Annotated in this window: 15 protein-coding genes; 7 read left to right on the forward strand and 8 right to left on the reverse strand. The window is 74.0% G+C overall.

Annotated elements, in window-relative coordinates; all coding sequences use genetic code 11:
• Positions 1-126: 126 nt before the first annotated feature.
• Positions 127-1140 (forward strand): aldo/keto reductase, encoded by a 1014-nt coding sequence (locus tag FHU30_RS42455; protein WP_253883402.1) that lies wholly within the window; start codon positions 127-129, stop codon positions 1138-1140.
• Between the two features lie 24 nt (positions 1141-1164).
• Here FHU30_RS42455 and FHU30_RS42460 read toward each other — a convergent pair whose 3' ends face one another.
• A complete protein-coding gene (locus FHU30_RS42460) occupies positions 1165-2352 on the reverse strand; it encodes an erythromycin esterase family protein (protein WP_253883403.1) in 1188 nt (395 codons plus the stop codon).
• A gap of 77 nt (positions 2353-2429) precedes the next feature.
• On the opposite strand from FHU30_RS42460, the gene FHU30_RS42465 reads away from it, so the two are divergent.
• Both FHU30_RS42465 and FHU30_RS42470 read left to right on the forward strand, forming a co-directional pair.
• Entirely contained in the window at positions 2430-3155 is a 726-nt protein-coding gene (locus FHU30_RS42465; RefSeq protein ID WP_253883404.1) for a TioE family transcriptional regulator, read from the forward strand.
• A 28-nt stretch (positions 3156-3183) separates the two neighbouring features.
• Positions 3184-4350: a tyrosine-type recombinase/integrase gene (locus FHU30_RS42470; RefSeq protein ID WP_253883405.1), complete on the forward strand. Its 1167-nt coding sequence runs from the start codon at positions 3184-3186 to the stop codon at positions 4348-4350.
• Here the strand turns inward: FHU30_RS42470 and FHU30_RS42475 are convergent.
• Entirely contained in the window at positions 4295-6685 is a 2391-nt protein-coding gene (locus FHU30_RS42475; protein WP_253883406.1) for an ATP-binding cassette domain-containing protein, read from the reverse strand. The genes FHU30_RS42470 and FHU30_RS42475 overlap by 56 nt on opposite strands.
• Before the next feature lie 121 nt (positions 6686-6806).
• Positions 6807-7760 carry an NAD(P)/FAD-dependent oxidoreductase gene (locus tag FHU30_RS42480; protein WP_253883407.1) on the reverse strand — a complete coding sequence of 318 codons (954 nt, stop codon included), beginning with the start codon at positions 7758-7760 and terminating at the stop codon, positions 6807-6809.
• 114 nt (positions 7761-7874) lie between these two features.
• Here FHU30_RS42480 and FHU30_RS42485 point away from each other — a divergent pair, with 114 nt between their 5' ends.
• Positions 7875-8552, forward strand: a complete 678-nt coding sequence (locus FHU30_RS42485) for a helix-turn-helix domain-containing protein (RefSeq protein WP_253883408.1) — start codon at positions 7875-7877, stop codon at positions 8550-8552.
• 12 nt (positions 8553-8564) lie between these two features.
• Here FHU30_RS42485 and FHU30_RS42490 read toward each other — a convergent pair whose 3' ends face one another.
• The 5 genes from FHU30_RS42490 to FHU30_RS42510 all read right to left on the reverse strand — a co-directional run bounded on the left by FHU30_RS42490 (position 8565) and on the right by FHU30_RS42510 (position 13513).
• Positions 8565-9014, reverse strand: coding sequence for a DUF6221 family protein (locus FHU30_RS42490; RefSeq protein WP_253883409.1), 450 nt, complete (start codon positions 9012-9014; stop codon positions 8565-8567).
• A gap of 67 nt (positions 9015-9081) precedes the next feature.
• On the reverse strand, positions 9082-10656 hold the full coding sequence (gene murJ / locus FHU30_RS42495; RefSeq protein ID WP_253883410.1) for a murein biosynthesis integral membrane protein MurJ: 1575 nt from the start codon (positions 10654-10656) through the stop codon (positions 9082-9084).
• 108 nt (positions 10657-10764) lie between these two features.
• On the reverse strand, positions 10765-11586 hold the full coding sequence (locus tag FHU30_RS42500; RefSeq protein ID WP_253883411.1) for an ABC transporter permease: 822 nt from the start codon (positions 11584-11586) through the stop codon (positions 10765-10767).
• A complete protein-coding gene (locus FHU30_RS42505; protein WP_253883412.1) occupies positions 11583-12662 on the reverse strand; it encodes an ABC transporter ATP-binding protein in 1080 nt (359 codons plus the stop codon). The genes FHU30_RS42500 and FHU30_RS42505 overlap by 4 nt, the downstream gene beginning before the upstream one ends.
• A gap of 176 nt (positions 12663-12838) precedes the next feature.
• Positions 12839-13513, reverse strand: coding sequence for a PadR family transcriptional regulator (locus FHU30_RS42510; protein WP_253883413.1), 675 nt, complete (start codon positions 13511-13513; stop codon positions 12839-12841).
• A gap of 314 nt (positions 13514-13827) precedes the next feature.
• Here FHU30_RS42510 and FHU30_RS42515 point away from each other — a divergent pair, with 314 nt between their 5' ends.
• The 3 genes from FHU30_RS42515 (at position 13828) to FHU30_RS42525 (ending at position 17892) form a co-directional block, all read left to right on the forward strand.
• Positions 13828-15570, forward strand: a complete 1743-nt coding sequence (locus tag FHU30_RS42515; protein ID WP_253883414.1) for a hypothetical protein — start codon at positions 13828-13830, stop codon at positions 15568-15570.
• 80 nt (positions 15571-15650) lie between these two features.
• Positions 15651-16364 (forward strand): response regulator transcription factor, encoded by a 714-nt coding sequence (locus tag FHU30_RS42520; RefSeq protein ID WP_253883415.1) that lies wholly within the window; start codon positions 15651-15653, stop codon positions 16362-16364.
• A gap of 79 nt (positions 16365-16443) precedes the next feature.
• Positions 16444-17892, forward strand: a complete 1449-nt coding sequence (locus FHU30_RS42525; protein ID WP_253883416.1) for a HAMP domain-containing sensor histidine kinase — start codon at positions 16444-16446, stop codon at positions 17890-17892.
• Positions 17893-18011: the final 119 nt, after the last annotated feature.

The following is an 18011-nucleotide window of genomic DNA, read 5'->3' on the forward strand; positions in this document are numbered from 1 at the left end:
CACAGTCCTCCGTTGCTAAACGGAACATGGTTCCGTATATTAATCGGAACGTCGTTCCGCTTGCTCATCATGCCATGAGCGGGCGGGGGCGGCGCCTGAACATGCCTGATCAAGAGGAGATCGACCATGCAGTACCGCACCCTGGGACGCACCGGAGTCCAGGTGAGCACGCTGGTGCTCGGCGCGATGAACTTCGGCCGCATCGGCAACACCACCCAGGACGAGGCGACCGCCATCGTGGACGCCGCGCTCGACGCCGGGATCAACACCATCGACACCGCCGACATGTACGGCGAGTCGGAGGAGATGGTCGGCAAGGCCATCGCGGGCCGCCGCGACGACATCGTCCTGGCGACCAAGGCGGTCATGCCGATGGGCGACGACCCCAACCACCGCGGCGCGTCCCGGCGCTGGCTGGTCACCGCGCTGGACGACAGCCTGCGCCGCCTCGGCGTCGACCACGTGGACCTGTACCAGATGCACCGCTGGGACCCGTCCACCAGCGACGAGGAGACCCTCGCCGCGCTGACCGACCTGCAGCGGGCCGGGAAGATCCGCTACTTCGGCTCCTCGACCTTCCCGGCCTACCGGATCGTCCAGGGCCAGTGGACCGCGCACGACCGCAACCTGGGCCGCTACGTCACCGAGCAGCCCAGCTACTCGATCCTGCAGCGCGGCATCGAGGCGGACGTGCTGCCGGTCACCGAGGAGTACGGGATGGGCGTGCTGGCGTGGAGCCCGCTGGCCTCGGGGTGGCTGTCGGGCGCGGTCCGAGCGGGCCGCGACGTCGCCACCCACCGCTCGACGTTCATGCCCGACCGGTTCGACATGTCGCTGCCGGTCAACCAGGTCCGGCTGGAGGCCGTGGAGCGGCTGGCGAAGGTCGCGGACGCGGCGGGCCTGACGCTGATCCAGCTCGCGCTCGGGTTCGTCACCGCGCACCCGGCCGTGACCAGCGCGATCATCGGCCCGCGCACGCTGGACCACCTGCGCTCGCAGCTCGCCGCCGCCGAGACCGTCCTGCCCGCCGACGTGCTCGACGCGATCGACGAGATCGTGGCGCCGGGTGTCGACCTGGCCGCGCACGAGAAGCACGACACCCCGCCCGCGCTGCTGGACGCCTCCCTGCGGCGGCGCTGACACCGCCGCCGCCTCGGGCCCGGCTCAGGAGATCTCCTTGAGGAAGACCAGGGCGTCGGCCCGGGTGAGGGCGGACGGGTCGAGCGAGGCGTAGGTGTGGTCGGCCGGGACGCGGCGGACCGGCGTCCGGTCGAGGACCCCGGCGAGCCGGGCGGGATCGGCGACGACCCGGTCGTCCGGGAGGCCGGCGAGCATGCCTTCCAGGGTGTCCGGGCCGGGGACGTCGGAGCCGCGCCGGCCGAAGTTGCTCGCCACGACCGCGTACCGGTCGCCGAGGTGGCTGGACACGATCGCCCCGGCGCTCCACCATTCGGTGTGCAGGTCGCGCATGCGCATGCTGCTGCGGTCGCGCTGCAGGTGGCCGTTGTGCGCGAACACCAGCGTCGGTCCGCGCCTTGCCTCGCGGCGCACGATCGCGTCGAGGTTGCTCGCCATCATCGTGTCGCGCAGCGACAGCAGCGTGTTCATGCGCGCCGGGCCCGGGTCGGCCATCCCCGCGTGGTAGCGCAGCAGGCCCGAGAGGGTGCGGGCGTGCAGGTCGGCGCGCCACCAGTCGTCCCGGGACGTCGCGTCCATCAGCAGCGGCGCGTTGGCGGCGAGCAGCGTGTGCAGGTCGTCGGCGATCAGCCGCAGGTCCTCGGCGTCGGGAGTGCGGCCGATGGACTGCGCGGGGTCCATCATGGCGGCCGGGTTGGTCCACAGCTCGTCCTTGCGGAGCAGCTCGTCCAGCTCGTCCCGGCTCCACGGCAGGTCGAGGTGGGCGGCGAGGTAGTCGTACAGCGCGGTCAGCGCCGGACGCGGGCTGGCGGCGCCGGTGATCTCCAGCGGGCCGTCCATCCCGTACAGGTGGAGCCGTCCGGCCGGTGGGCGGCCCTGGTTGTAGGCGCGCATCCAGGCCACCAGGTCGCGGTTGGCGGCGATGGTGTCCCAGTCGTGGCTGAAGCCGCGCTTCATCGCGTCCTCGAAGTCGCCCTCGCCGCGCGTGACGTGGGCGTCGGCGACCAGCGCGGCCAGGCAGTCGGTCTCCAGGGCGATCGAGCGGTAGCCCTCGTGCTGGACGAGGTGCCTGAACAGTTCGTTGCGCAGTTCGGGGAACGCCTCGACGCGGTGGGTGGGCTCGCCGAGGCCGAGCAGGCGGGTGGTCGGCGGCAGGAGCGCGGTGAGGGACTCGCAGGTGAAGGGACGCACGGCGTCCCGGATCTGTGCCGTCATACCTTCAACCGTATCGTTGAACCTGCGGTGTAAACTTTGAGCGTTATCCCAGGCGGAACTAGGGGTGAAGTCTCAAAATGGGGTTGCGGCCGGTCGATCTGGCGCGGGAGCACGGGCTGTCCACGCAGGCGGTGCGCAACTACGAGGAGGCGGGCATCCTGCCGCCTTCGGAGCGCTCGCCGCACGGCTACCGCTCCTACGGCCCCCGGCACGCGGCGGCCCTGCGGACGTTCCTGGCGCTCGTCCCCGCGCAGGGCCACGCCACCGCGACCGCGATCATGCGTGCGGTGAACGGCGGCGCGCTCGACGACGCGCTGCGCCTCATCGACGACGGCCACGCCGAACTGGCCGGCGACCGCCGCACCCTGGAAGCTGTCGAACGCGCCCTGCACGACCTGACACTGCCGGCCGTCCCGCCGGAAGGCGCAGCGAGACGGTCGCAGAACGCGGAGGGCCCGATGTTCATTGGTCCGCTGGCGCGGAGGCTGGGCGTCCGGCCGGCGACGTTGCGCAAGTGGGAACGCGCCGGACTGGTCGTCCCGGCACGAGACGCGCATACCGGGTACCGCGTCTACAGCGAGGCCGACGTCCGGGACGTCCTGATGGCACACCAGTTGCGGCGCGGCGGCTACGGCCTGGAACAGATCGCGCAGGTGCTGGAACACATGCGGACGGCTGGCGGCCCAGAACCCCTGCAAGCGGCCCTGCGCGAATGGCACGACCGCCTCACCGCCCGCGGCCGCGCCCTGCTCAAAGCCGCCGCGACCCTCGACGACTACCTGGACGGCGGGGCCGGTGGGTGAGCGGCGACGACGGGCCTAAGCTGCAGGCGTGGCACAGGCCGATCTTGAGACGACCACCGATGCGCGGGTCGAAGGCGCCTCGGTGGCCGACCTGGCGATCCCCTCCGCACCCGAACTACCCCTTCGCGGCACGCCGCCCGCGCGGGTGGCCGGTGAGCTGGCGAGTTTGATGCGGGCCGCCAGGATGGACGAGTCGGCGCTGCGGGCCACCGGGGTGTGGCTGGTGTCGGGACGGCGGTCGTCCGCGCACACGCAGGCCGCCTACCTGCGGGACGTCGGCTGGTGGGTGTGGTGGTGCACGGCGCGCCTGGTCCAGGCCCAGGCGCCGACCCCGCGCGACGCCGACCTGTATGTTGCCGATCTGGTCGCCTCGGGCTTGGCGCGCGCGACCGTGAACCGGCGGGTCGCGGCCGTCTCGTCCTGGTACCGGTATCTGGTCCGGGAGGGATGCGCGCCGGTGAATCCGTTCGAGGGTGCGGAGCGTCCGCGCATGGACACCAGGCATTCGCGCACGCGCGGCCTGTCCAAGCAGCAGGTCGCGGACGTGCTGTCCTACGCGTCCGAGCACGAGTCCGCGCGCACGTACGCGCTGCTGTGGCTGATGTTCGCGACCGCCGGACGCATCGGCTCGCTGCTGTCGGCGCGGATCGAGGATCTCGGCGAGGACAGCGGCCACCGCGTGCTGGACGTGGTCGCCAAGGGCGGCCAGAGCAAGCGGTTCGCGCTGCCGCCGCCCGCCGTCGCCGCGCTGGACCGCTACCTCGCCGAGCGCGGCCGTCCCGGCTCGGGCCCGATCTTCGTCAGCCGGACGGGCCGTCCGCTCGTCCAGTCGTACGTGTGGAAGCTGGTGAACCGCGTCGCGGCCGAGTGCGGGGTCGACTTCGTCATCAGCCCGCACTCGTTCCGCCACTCGGCGATCACGATCGCGCTAGGCGAGGGCCGTCCGCTGCACGTCGTCCAGGACTTCGCCGGCCACGCCGACCCGCGCACCACCCGCCGCTACGACCGCGACCGCGACGCCCTGGACCGCTCCCCGGCCTACCAACTGGCCGCCCTGGTCGCCCCGTCCACCCCACCCCCGCCCCTGACCGAGCGCGTCGGTCAGCGGCGGGAGCGCGGTGGACGTGGCGGTGCGCCGGTCAGGCTCCTACGTAGTCGGCGAGGTGCTGGGCGGTCAGGGTGGAGCGGGCCTTGACCAGGTCGGCGGGCGTGCCCTCGAACACGATGCGGCCGCCGTCGTGGCCGGCGCCGGGGCCGAGGTCGATGATCCAGTCGGCGTGCGCCATGACGGCCTGGTGGTGCTCGATGACGATGACCGACTTGCCCGACTCGACGAGGCGGTCGAGCAGGCCGAGGAGCTGCTCGACGTCGGCGAGGTGCAGGCCGGTGGTCGGCTCGTCCAGGACGTAGATGCCACCCTTGTCGGCCATGTGGGTGGCGAGCTTGAGGCGCTGGCGCTCGCCGCCGGACAGGGTGGTGAGCGGCTGGCCGATGGTGAGGTAGCCGAGGCCGACGTCGTTGAGCCGGTCGAGGATGGCGTGCGCGGCGGGGGTGCGGGCGTCGCCGGAGCCGAAGAACGCCTCGGCCTCGGCGACCGACATCGCCAGGACCTCGCTGATGTCGCGTCCGCCCAGGTGGTACTCCAGGACCGACGCCTGGAAGCGCTTGCCCTCGCACTCCTCGCAGACCGTCGCGACGCCGGCCATCATCGCCAGGTCGGTGTAGATCACGCCGGCGCCGTTGCAGGTGGGGCAGGCGCCCTCGGAGTTGGCCGAGAACAGCGCGGGCTTGACGCCGTTGGCCTTGGCGAACGCCTTGCGGATCGGCTCCAGCAGGCCGGTGTAGGTGGCGGGGTTGCTGCGGCGGGAGCCGCGGATGGCGGTCTGGTCGACCGACACCACGCCCGAGGACGCGGGGACCGACCCGTGCACCAGCGAGCTCTTGCCCGAGCCCGCGACGCCGGTGATGACGGTCAGCACGCCGAGCGGGATGTCGACGTCGACGTCCCGGAGGTTGTGGGAGGTCGCGCCGCGGATCTCCAGCTTCCCGGTGGGCGTGCGGACCTCGTCCTTCAGGACGGCCCGGTCGTCCAGGTGGCGTCCGGTGACGGTGCCGCTGGCGCGCAGGCCCTCGACGGTGCCCTCGAAGCAGACGGTGCCGCCGAGCGAGCCCGCGCCGGGTCCGAGGTCGACGACGTGGTCTGCGATCGCGATGGCCTCGGGCTTGTGCTCGACGACCAGGACGGTGTTGCCCTTGTCGCGCAGCCGCAGGAGCAGCTCGTTCATGCGCTGGATGTCGTGCGGGTGCAGGCCGACGGTCGGCTCATCGAAGACGTAGGTGACGTCGGTGAGGGACGAGCCGAGGTGGCGGATCATCTTGACGCGCTGCGCCTCGCCGCCCGACAGGGTGCCGGCGGGCCGGTCCAGCGACAGGTAGCCCAGGCCGATCTCCACGAACGAGTCGAGGGTGTGGCGCAGCGACTCCAGCAGCGGCGCGACCGAGGGCTCGTCCAGCTTGGCGACCCATTCGGCCAGGTCGCTGATCTGCATGGCGCAGGCGTCGGCGATGCTGATCCCGTCGATCTTGGACGAGCGGGCGGGCGCCGCCAGCCGCGTGCCGTCGCACTCGGGGCAGGAGGTGAAGGTGACGGCGCGGTCGACGAACTCGCGGATGTGGGGCTGCATGCCCTCGCGGTCCTTGGCGAGCATGGACTTCTGGATGCGCGGCACCAGACCCTCGTAGGTCATGTTGATGCCCTCGATCTTCATCCGCGTGGGCTCGCGGTAGAGGAAGTCGTCCAGCTCCTTCTTGGTGAAGGCGCTGATGGGCTTGTCGGGGTCGAAGAAGCCGGATGAGGCGTAGAGCCGGTAGTTCCAGCCGCCGGCCTTGTAGCCGGGGATGGTCATCGCGCCTTCGGACAGCGACTTGGTCCTGTCGAACAGCTGGTCGAGGTCGATGTCGGAGACGGTGCCGCGGCCCTCGCAGCGCGGGCACATGCCGCCGGTGACGCTGAAGGAGCGCTTCTCCTTGACCTCCTTGCCGCCGCGTTCCACGGTGATCGCGCCCGCGCCGCTGACCGAGGGGACGTTGAAGGAGAACGCCTGCGCGGAGCCGATGTGCGGCTGCCCGAGGCGGCTGAACAGGATCCGCAGCATCGCGTTGGCGTCGGTGGCGGTGCCGACCGTGGACCGGGGGTCGGCGCCCATCCGCTGCTGGTCGACGATGATCGCGGTGGTGAGGCCCTCCAGGACGTCCACCTCGGGGCGGGCGAGGGTGGGCATGAAGCCCTGCACGAACGCGCTGTAGGTCTCGTTGATCAGCCGCTGCGACTCGGCCGCGATCGTGGCGAACACCAGGGAGCTCTTGCCGGAGCCGGACACGCCGGTGAACACCGTCAGGCGCCGCTTGGGCAGCTCGACGCTGACGTCCTTGAGGTTGTTCTCGCGCGCCCCGACCACGCGGATCAGCTCGTGGCTGTCCGCGGCGTGCGGTGCGGGCGCCTGCGGGTCCGGCCCGGTGGCCTGGCTCATCGTCGGTGTCTCCCGTTTCGGTCGCCGGGGGTGCGTCCGGCGTTTGGGTCGCGGTCTCTGGCCCCTGGCGACCGGTTCCGTTCGTCGGTTCCGGGCGGCAGGGATCTGCTCCTCCCGGACGTTACCCAACGGCACCGACGGTCTCGGCCACGGCGGCCGCGACGTCCTCCTCCACCAGGTCGCCGTTGAGCATCGCGGCGGCGACCGAGCCCTGCGCCGCGGCGACGATCACCTGGGCGTGCCCGTCCACGACGTTCCCGGCCGCCGAGACGCCGGGGACGCTGGTGCGGCCCATGCCGTCGGTGCGGACCAGGCCGTCCTCGCCGAGCTCGCAGCCGAGCGCGGTGAGCAGGCCGTCGCGGGGCACCAGGGTGGACTGGACGAACAGGGCGGTGCGCGCGACGACGCGTCCATCGGCCATCTCCACACCGTGCAGGCCCGCGTCGTCGGCGACGAGCCGCTTGACCTCGCCCTCGACGACGGTGATGCCGCGCGCGGCCAGGCGGGTGCGGTCCTCGGGCGAGGGGTCCAGGGTGTGGGTGAACAGGGTGAGGTCGGGGCACCACTGCCTGATCATCAGGGCGTGCTGGACGGCGTGCGGCTGCAGCGCCAGCACCCCGACCGGCTCGTCGCGGACCTCGTGGCCGTGGCAGTAGGGGCAGTGCAGGACGTGCCGTCCCCAGCCCTCCCGCAGGCCGGGCAGGTCGGGCAGCTCGTCGTGCAGCCCGGTCGTCACCAGGACGCGCCGGGTCCGCATCGACGCCCCTCCGGCGAGCCGCACGGTGAACGAGGGGGCTTCCGCGCCGCCGGTCTCGCGGATGATCTCGTCCGCGCGGGCCGCGATGGGCCGGACGCCGTAGCGGGCGAGTTCGGCGCGGCCGGCTTCCAGCAGCGCGGCCGGGGGCATGCCGTCGCGGGACAGGAAACCGTGCATGTGCGCGGCGGGGGCGTTGCGCGGGGAGCCGGTGTCCAGGATCGCGATGCGGCGGCGGGCGCGGGCCAGTTGCAGGCCCGCGTTGAGCCCGGCGGCGCCGCCGCCCACGATCACCACGTCGTACCGGTCGTTGTCGGTCATATCTACCGTCCGCAGGTCGTTGAGCTGGTCACTTGCGGATCCAGGATGCGAGCGGCCCCAAACGCCCGGCAACGTTTGTTGCCATTTCTGGGACGCGTCGGGTGGAATGGGGCCATGGAACGTCCTCGCGGCCCCGCCACCAGCACCGACACCGTCCCCGAGACCGTCGCGGACTCCGGCGGCGACGACCCGTCGGCGGCGATCGACCGGGCCCTGACCGAGGTCGGTCCGCGGCTGCGGAGGCTGCGCGCCGAGCGCGGCGTCACCCTGGGCGCGCTCGCCGAGGCCACCGGGATCTCCAAGAGCACGCTGTCGCGGCTGGAGTCGGGCCAGCGCAAGCCGAGCCTGGAGCTGCTGCTGCCGCTCGCGCAGGTGTACCAGGTGCCGCTGGACGAGATGGTCGGCGCGCCGGAGGTCGGCGATCCGCGGGTGCGGCTGACGCCGCGCGACGGCGGCGACCGGACGGTGATCCCGCTGACCAGGCAGCCCGGGCCGCTGCAGGCGTGGAAGACGATCCTGCCGGCGAAGGCGCGCTGCGAGCCGAACCCGGTGACGCACGAGGGCTACGAGTGGCTGTACGTGCTGGCCGGACGGCTCCGGCTGATCGTCGGGGACCACGACCTGGTGCTGGAACCCGGCGAGGCGGCCGAGTTCGACACGCGACTGCCGCACTGGTTCGGCCCGGCCGGCACCGAGGCGGTGGAGTTGCTCAGCCTGTTCGGGTGCCAGGGCGAGCGCTTCCACCTGCGCGCGGCACCTAGGTCACGCCGTCCGGGCGCGTCCGCCGACTGAGCCGTCCGCCGGTCAGATCGCCCATTGGGGGCGGTAGGCGGGGTGGTCGGCGTAGGCGGAGGCCAGCGCGCGCAGGGCGGCGACGCGGACGGTCTGGGCGGCCTCGGCGGCGTCCGAGCGGTGCCCGCTGGACAGCAGCCACGCGGCCTTGGCGTACTCGTCGAGGATGAGGCGCTTGGCGGCGGCCTCGCGCAGGACGCGGGCGGGGGCGTGGCGCGCGATGTGCTCGGCGTAGGTCTCGTTCTCGGCCTCGGCGACGAATCCGGGCCGTCCGGAAGGCGCCTGGCCCGGGGCGCCCGACGCGCCGGACCCGCCGGACGTGTCGGCGGACGGTTCGCCGGACGGGGTGTCGAGGCTGACCGAGCCCGGCGGGGAGGGCCGCCAGGCCGCGCCCGAGCAGGCGCGGGCGATCTGCTCGTCCTTGGCGATCCGGGCGCGTAGGAACTCGACGAGGTCGTCCACCCGGCCATTGTGCAGTCCCGGTGCGGCCCGCCGCACCCCACGCGGGTCAGCCGGGGCGCAGCGCGGGTCAGCCTAGGCGCAGTGCGGAGGTCAGCGTGCGCACCTCGGCGACGCCGAGGATCCGCGCCGCCAGCGCGTACAGCAGGCCGCCCGCGGCGGACGCGGCGACGATCACCACGGCGGCGCTGGACGGCCCGGCGCCGAACGGGGCGTCCACGGCGCGGGCGACCGCGGCGGCGGCCAGGCCGGCGGCGGTCGCGGCGGCCAGGGTGCGCAGGTGGGTGTCCAGCAGGCGGTGGCCGTCGACCCGGCCGAGCCGGTTCCGCAGCAGCAGCGCGGCGGCGACCAGTCCGCCCGCGTAGGCCAGGCCGGTGCAGCCGGCCAGCGCGAACACCAGCCGCGCGCCTCCGATGACCTGCGCCGCGACCAGCGCCGACGCGGCCGTGGCGGCCGAGACTCCGACGCTGACCAGCGCCGGGGTGCGGGTGTCGCCGAGGGCGTAGAAGGTGCGGAGCATGATCTGGTACCCGGCAAACGGGACGAGCGCGAACCCGTAGACGGCGAGCGTCTGCCCGGCCAGCCGGGCCGCCTCCAGCGAGGTGCCGCCGTGCCGGAACATCAGCGTCGTCAGGGCGGGCCCGAGGACGATCAGCGCGGCGGCGACGGGCGCGAGCGCGACGCCGGTCAGCCGCAGCGAGCGGGACAGGTCGGCGGTGACGCCGGCGAGGTCGCTGCGTCCGGCGGCGCGGCTCATCCGGGGCAGAACGCTGGTCATGACGGTCACCGCGATCACCGCGTAGGGGAGCTGGAACACCATGGAGGCGTTGGTGAAGACCGACAGCATGCCCTGTCCGGCGTGCGAGGCGAGGTTGGTGGACACCACGAACACCGCCTGCGCGGCGGCGACCGACGCCAGTGTCCAGGCGGCCATGGCGGCGATGCGCCGGACGCCGATGCCGCGCGGGTCGGCGTGCAGCCGGAACCGGAACCCGGCGCGGCGTCCGGCGACGGCGAGCACGGCCATCTGCGCGGCGACCCCGGCGCTGGTGCCGATCGACAGCAGCAGCGTCTGCGCGGTGCTGAGCGAGGTGGCGCCGCCGGTGCCGCCGACCAGGACGAACGCCAGCCCGGTGCCGATCACGACGAGGTTGTTGGCGACCGGCGCCCACAGCGGTGTGGTGAGCCGTCCGCGGGCGTTCAGCACGGCCGCCAGGGTGGCGCTGACGCCGTAGAACAGGATCTGCGGCATGAAGAAGCGGGTGAACAGCACGGCCAGGTGCCGCTGGGATGGCTTGAACCCCGACACGGTCGCGTCCACGATCAGCGGCGCGGCGACCACGGTGACGATCACGACCGCGCCGAGCCCGTACACCACCAGCGACAGCAGCCGCTGGGCGAACAGGTCGGCCTCGGGCCGGGACGCCTGCCGGACCAGCAGCGGGACGATCACCGAGGCGAGCGCGCCGCCCATGACCAGCTCGTAGATCGTGTTGGGGGTGACGTTGGCGGCGGTGTAGGCGTCCATGAGGCGGGTGCCGAGGCCGAGCGCGGCGATCAGCACCAGCGAGCGGACGAACCCGGTGATCCGCGACACGACGGTCGCGACCGCCATCGCGCGTCCCGTCCGCAGCATCTCGCTCATCGTCGGCCCCTCTCGTCCCCGCCAGGTTAGACGGCGCGGCGGCCCGGACCGTTCGGATCCGGACCGCCGCACCTCACCGGGTGTGTCAGACGGACTTCTGGGCCGGTGTCAGACGGACTTCTGGTAGGAGCGGAAGGTGGCGACCGAGATCGCGATGCACACCACGGCCAGGGCGAGCAGCCCGCCGCCGCGCGCCGCGACCGAGCCCCAGTCGGTGCCGGTGGCGAGCGCGGAGCGGCCTGCGCGGACGGCCCAGTCGAGCGGGTTGCAGGCGGTGATGACCCGCATCCAGTGCGGCATCAGCGTGCTCGGCATGAACGCCGAGGACAGGAAGGTCAGCGGCAGCATCAGCAGCACGTTGAACCCGATGATCGCCTCGCGCTGCTTCAGCGTCATGCCCATCGCGTTGGACAGCGCGCCGAACACCGTGCCGAGCAGCACGCCCGCGGCGACGACCACGGCGCAGCCGCCGATCCCGCCGGGGTAGTGCGCGCCGCCGAGCAGGCCGAGCAGCAGGATCGCGACGGACTGCAGCGCGGTGGTGACGGCCTGGTCGGCGACGCCGGAGGTCATCAGCGCGACGCGGCTGACCGGGGAGGTCAGGAACCGGTTCAGGGTGCCGCGGTCGATCTCCTCGATCATCCCGACGCCGGCCCACATACTCGCGTTCATCGCGTTCATGGCGATCACGCCGGGCACCAGGTACCCCAGGTAGGAGCCGCCGCCGAAGCCGGGGATGTCCACGACGCGGCGGAACAGCGACCCGAACAGGAACAGCCAGATCGCGGGTTGGACGAGGTTGCCGACGATGACGGCGGGCTGGCGCGCGAGCGCGTGCAGGCGGCGTCCGGTCAGGAACCAGGTGTCGGCGAGCAGCCGCGGCATCGCGAGCTTGCGGGAAGCGGGCGCGGTGAGGGGTGCGGTGGTCATTTCGCGGCCTCCTGCCGGACGGTCGGGTCGGTGTCGGCGACGTCGCCGCTGGGGCGGGTGCCGGGGGTGGCGGGGGTGTCCTGGCCGTTGTCGGGGGTGTAGCGGCGGCCGGTGTAGCGCAGGAACACGTCGTCCAGGCTGGGGCGGGCGACGGTGACGGCCGCTGCGGGCATCCCGGCGCGCTCCAGCGCGGCCAGGACGGCGGGCACCGCGGCGGCGCCGTTGTCGCTGCGGGCGCTGACGCCGCGTCCGGCGACCCGGACCTCCCGGACGGACGGCAGCGCCTCCAGCACGGCGCGGACCTCGGCGGGGACGGACCCGGAGGCCAGCTCCAGGTGGACCGCGTCGCCGCGCAGCTCGCCCTTCAGCTCGTCGGGGGTGCCGCCCGCGACGACGTGCCCGTGGTCGACGATCGCCAGGCGCTGCGCGAGCCGGTCGGCCTCCTCCAGGTAGTGGGTGGTGAGGACGACGGTCAGGCCGTCGCCGGAGGCGAGCCGTTGGATCTCGGTCCACATCGCGGCGCGGGCCTCGGGGTCCAGGCCGGTGGTCGGCTCGTCCAGGAACAGCACGGCGGGGCGGTGCACCAGGCCGAGCGCGACGTCCAGGCGGCGCTGGGTGCCACCGGAGTAGGTCTTGACGAGCCGGTCGGCGACCTCGGTGAGGTCGAACCGGTCGAGCAGCTCGGTGGCGCGGGTGCGGGCGGCGTGCCCGCCCATGCCGTGCATCCGGGCCTGCAGGATCAGGTTCTCGCGGCCGGTGGCGCGCGGGTCGCTGCCCGAGCGCTGCGCGACGACGCCGATGAGGCGCCGGACGCGGCCCGGGTTGCGCAGCACGTCGGCGCCCTCGACCTCGGCGCTGCCGCGGTCGGGGCGGGTGAGGGTGGTGAGGACCTTGACGGCGGTGGACTTGCCGGCGCCGTTGGGGCCGAGCAGGCCGAACACGATGCCGCGCTCGACCGCGATGTCCAGGCCGTCCAGGGCGCGGACGCCGCCCTTGACGCCGCGGACGGAGTAGGTCTTGCCGAGGTCGTGCGCGCGCACGGCGCACGGGTCGGTGGTGGTGCCTCGGATGGTCACGGGACTCTCCCGGTTCGTGGATCGGTGGGGCGATCCGGCGGCGCGGTGAGTCCGGCTAACCTTGTTGTGTCACCCAGGTCGCTGGTTCCGTTGCCGCGGATCGGCGTTCTGGCTCTGGGGCCCCGGCCCGGTGTTGCCGCACCGGCCGGGGCCTTCTCACGTCCGTGGGGGTGGTGTCAGCCCTCCTCCTGGCGTTCCTGGCGCTCCTGGTTCTGGCGCTCCTGGTTCTGGAGCCAGTCGATCTCCCGCGGGACCTCGCCGGTCTCGTGGAAGCGGGTCCAGTCGGCGAGGCCGGGCATGGTGCCGTCCTCCAGGCGGGCCAGCAGGGCGCGGACCCATCCGGTCTCGGCGCGGCTGAGGGTCAGGTGGTAGTCGGCCTCGATCAGCAGCAGCTCGGGCAGCCAGGACCGGGCCTCGGCGAGCTGGCGCTCCTGCTCGGCGAGGTCGGCGTCCAGGGCCTCCAGCCGCCGCCGCAGCAGCACGGTGAACTCGCGCGGGTCCAGCCCGGCGATGTCGGCGAGCGCGGCCTCGAACCGCGGGTACTCGCGCTCGGGGACGGCGACCAGCTCGCGCAGCCAGTCGGTGAGCTCGGCGCTGCCCTCGGGGGTGATCGCGTAGACCGTCCGGTCCGGCTGGTTGCCCTGCCGGACCGTGCCGGTCGCCTTGATCAGCCCGTGCTTCTCCAGGTTCCGCACGACGGTGTAGAACGACCCCCAGTTGATCTTCACGCTGGCGTCCTTGCCGCGGCGCCGCAGCGTGGAGGCGATCTCGTAGGGGTACATCGGGCGCTCGCTGAGCGTGCTCAGCACCGGCAGCGCCAGCAGGTTGGCGACCTTCCGCCGCTTGGCCACCGCGACCACCTCCGCCCGTTCCGTCCGGGCGGCTCGTCCCGCCGCCCACTCGCTTGCGAGTACTCGTGGACGAGTACTCGCTTTCGAATATACGCCTGCGGGGCGGGTTGTCCAGCCCTTCGCCGGAACCTCTTGCGGACGACCCGGTTCCGGCCTGCCCCGAATGAGGAGTGCCGCCTGCCGAAGGAGGGCCCGGCCGATCCAGACCCTTCGCCATGCCCGGGCCAGGTGCGGACGCCGCCCGGCGGGGAACGAAACGGCAGGACGATCGTTAGTCTGGAAGGCAGGACGTGGGCGGGTTTGGGGGCACGGACATGACCGACCGGACCGGGAGCGGCGCGAGAGGCGGCGGCTCGACCGGCGACGAGACGTCCCCGGAAACCGCGTCCCCACCGGAACCCACCGCCGAGCCCGCCGCCGAACCCGGCACCAAACCCGTCGTCGAACCCGGCGCCGAGCCCGTCGTCGAACTCGAATCGGCGGCCAAGCCCGCGCTGACGGCCGGGCCGGCGTCCGAGTCCGAGCCTGTTTCCGGTGTGGTGGCGCGGTTGGACCGTGCCGCGTCCGGCGGGATCGCGGGCCTTGCGCCGGTGGCCGGGCGCGCGGCGCGGCAGGCGTCGGCCGCGGCCGAGCCGGTCCGGGTGATCGCGCGGCGGGCCGCCGACCAGGCTGCGGCGCAGGTCGTCGAGCGGCTGGCGCGGACCTCGGCCATGGACGCGGTGGAGCGCGCCGCGCGGGACGCGGCGGTGAAGATCGCCGGAGCGGCCGCCGAGAAGGCGGTGCGCGAGGCCGTCCTGGAGGCGCGGTCGGTCGCGCGGACGGTGGCGGGCTCCAACCCGCTCGCCGGGACGGCCCTGGACGTCACCAGCGCGCTGACCGGCACGGCGGTGACGCTGGCCGAGCAGGCGGCGCAGCATCCGATGGCGGCCGCGGCGCGGCGGCTGGCGGCGCGCAGCCCGTTCGCGCGGGCCGCGACGGCCTCGGCGCTGGACGCGGTCGCCGACGTGGCGGGCCGGACGGCGTCGGCGCCGGTGGTGCAGGCCGCGACCCGGGCCGTGGTCGACACCACGCTCGACGCGGTCGCCGACATCGCGGTGGACGTGGCGTTCGACGTGGGCCGGGACGTGATCACCGACGTGGTCCGCACGGTCGCGCAGGAGGCCGCCAAGGAGGCGGCGCGGGAGCTGGCGTCGGGGGTGCGCGCGCAGGGCCGCCGGGTCGCGGCGGCGAGCCCGGTGGCGGCGGCGAGCGCCGACCTGGCGTCCTCGTTCGTCCTGGACGTGGCACGCGACCTCGGCACCGGCGAGGCGGCGCGCGCGGCGGGCGGCTTCTGGAAGGCTGCGGCGGGCAGCGCGCTTGCGCGTTCGGCGCGGGGCCTGGCCGGTCAGGTCGCCGACCGCGCGCTGGCCTTCACGGTCGAGACGATCATGCGTGAGCTGATGCGCGAGGCGCTGAAGCGCGCGCTGCGGGAGTCGCTGCGCGGGCTGATGTTCGATGTGTCCCGCGAGGTGGTGGTCCAGTCCGTCCGCACCGGTTTCTCCACCGCCCTGCGCCCTGACCCGACCAGCACGGCCCCGGCGACCTCGGGTGCGGGTGGCGCGGACGCCGCTCGTCCGAGTGGCACGACGGCGGACGCCGGGCGCGGGCGGGGTGAGGTGTCGCTCACTGACCTGGTGGGACGGGTCGCGCGGGCCACGATGGAGGCGGTCGTGACGCATCCGGCGACCGGCGCGGTGGTCGGGTCGGCGTCCGGGATCGCGGTGCGGGTCACGGCCCGGACGGCGCCGCGCGTGGTGCCGCGGATCGCGGTGAGCACGTTGCGCAACGCCTCCCGGTACCGGGTCGGCGTGCGCCGCGCGGACGCCAAGGACCGTCCGGTGCAGGCGCCGCCGGTGTCGATCATGACGGTGGTGACGGAGGCGACCGGGGAGGCGACGTCGGCGGCCGTCCGTCCCGCGCGTCCTGCGGGCGCGCCCGAGCCCGGCCCTGCGCGGCCCGGCAGCCGCGAGGGAGGCGGTGCGCCGGAGGGCGGCGCCGCGTCCGGGCGGGCGTCCTGAGCGCTCCGGCGTTTCTGAAAGATCCATGAGAATCCGCTGGTCACAGCGGTGAGCGCGGCGCGGGCGGTTACCGTGGGCGGATGGAGTCGGGTGCTGCGCGGGGGCGGATCCTGGTCGTGGACGACGAGCCCGCGGTGCGGGAGTCGCTGACCAGCAGCCTGGAGTTCGAGGGCTACGACGTCGGGGCGGCCGCCGACGGGCTGCTGGCGCTGGACGCGGTCGAGCGGGAGCGTCCGGACCTGGTGGTGCTGGACGTGCTGATGCCGCGGATGGACGGGCTGACCGCGTGCCGGCGGATGCGGGCGCGCGGCGCGACGATGCCGGTGCTGATGCTGACGGCGCGGGACATGGTCGGCGACCGGGTGACCGGGCTGGACGCGGGCGCCGACGACTACCTGGTCAAGCCGTTCGAGCTGGACGAGCTGCTGGCGCGGGTGCGGGCGCTGCTGCGGCGGGCCGCCGACTACGGCCGGGCGGAGCGTCCGGACGGCGGGGCGCTGGCGTTCGAGGACCTGCGGATGGACCCGCGCACCCGCGAGGTGGTGCGGGCGGGGCGTCCGCTGGAGCTGACCCGCACCGAGTTCATGCTGCTGGAGCTGTTCCTGAGGCATCCGCGGCAGGTGCTGACCCGGGAGCAGATCCTGGAGACGGTATGGGGGTTCGACTTCGAGCCGGCGTCCAACTCGCTGGACGTGTACGTGATGTACCTGCGGCGCAAGACCGAGGCGGCGGGGATGCCGCGGCTGATCCACACCGTCCGCGGCGTCGGCTACGTCCTGCGGGGTTCGTCGTGACCGGTCGCACCGCGCAGCGCATGCGCCCCGGCCCGGCCGGGCCGCGGCTGGTGGAGGCGGCGGGGTCGTGCGGAGGCTGATGACGCGGCTGCCGCTGCGGGGACGGCTGGCCCTGCTGACGGCACTGGCGGTCGCGGTGGCGGTGGCGGCGTGCGCGACGGTGAGCTGGTTCCTGGTGCGCGGGCAGCTGTACCGGGAGCTGGACGGGCGCCTGCGCGCGATGACCAGCGGGCCGCCGGCGGGTCCCGGCATGGACGACCAGCGTCCGCGCGGCTGGCCGGACATCCGCGACGCGCTGATGTCGTGCGGGGCGTCGCCGGTCGGTGAGACCGGGGCGCGCTTCCCGACGCCGTACGTCATCCAGCAGGCGGTGACCGTCGACGGGAAGGGGTGCGTGATCCCGGGCCGGGGCGCGCTGACGGTCACCGGCACCGACGCGCGGGTCGCGGCGGGCCGGAGCCCGAGCGCGCTGCACGACGGGGACGGCGTGGACGCGCAGGGCGCGAAGGTGCGGGTGCGGGTCCTGACGCGGGGCTACCGGGGGATACGGGCGGACGGTTCGCCGTACCTGTTCGCGGTGTCGACGGCGCTTCCGCTGGACGAGGTGGAGGGGCCGCTGGACAACCTGGCGCTGCTGCTGGTGGCGGTGACGGCGGCGGGGGTGCTGCTGTCGGCGGGCGCGGGCCTGATGATCGCGCGGGCGTCGCTGCGTCCGGTGGACCGGCTGACCGGCGCCGTCGAGCACATCGCGCGCACCGAGGACCTCGACACGCGGATCCCCGAGGAGGGGCACGACGAGATCGCGCGGCTGGGCCGGGCGTTCAACACGATGACGCGGGCGCTGGCGGGGTCGCGGGACCGGCAGCAGCAGCTGATCGCCGACGCCGGGCACGAGCTGCGCACGCCGCTGACCTCGCTGCGCACCAACATCGACCTGCTGATGCGGTCGCAGGACGCCGGCCGGGAGCTGCCGCCGGACACGCGGCGGCGGCTGCTGGCGAGCGTGAAGGCGCAGATGGTGGAGCTGTCGAGCCTGGTCGGGGACCTGCTGGAGCTGGCGCGTCCGGCCGAGGGGCAGCCCGCGCGCGAGGCGGTGGCGCTGCACGAGGTGGTGGAGCGCGCGGTGGAGCGGGCGCGGCTGCGCGGCCCGGGCCTGGCGGTGGACGCCGAGGTGGCGCCGTGGTTCGTGCGGGGCGATCCGGGGCAGCTGGAGCGGGCGGTGGTGAACCTGCTGGACAACGCGGTGAAGTTCAGCCCGCCGTCGGGCCGGGTGCGGGTGCGGCTGGACGGCGGGCAGCTGACCGTCCGCGACGAGGGCCCGGGGATCGCGCCGGAGGACCTGCCGCACGTGTTCGAGCGGTTCTGGCGTTCGCCGTCGGCGCGCAGCCTGCCGGGGTCGGGCCTGGGCTTGTCGATCGTGGCGCGGGTCGTCGGGGAGGGCGGGGGGCGGGTGACCCTGGAACCGGCGGACGGCGGCGGGACGCTGGCGCGCGTGGTGCTGCCGGGCCGCCCGGTCCGTCCGGACTGATCCCGCTCCGCGCCCCGAGCGGTCCCGGTCGGACCCGGCTGATCCTGAGCGGGTCGTCCAGTCCCGAGGGGGCTCGTCCGGGCGGGGGCGGCTTTCTCATGTGCCGTTAAGGCGGGCCT

This window comes from Actinomadura rupiterrae (genome assembly GCF_024172125.1).
Taxonomy (GTDB): domain Bacteria; phylum Actinomycetota; class Actinomycetes; order Streptosporangiales; family Streptosporangiaceae; genus Spirillospora; species Spirillospora rupiterrae.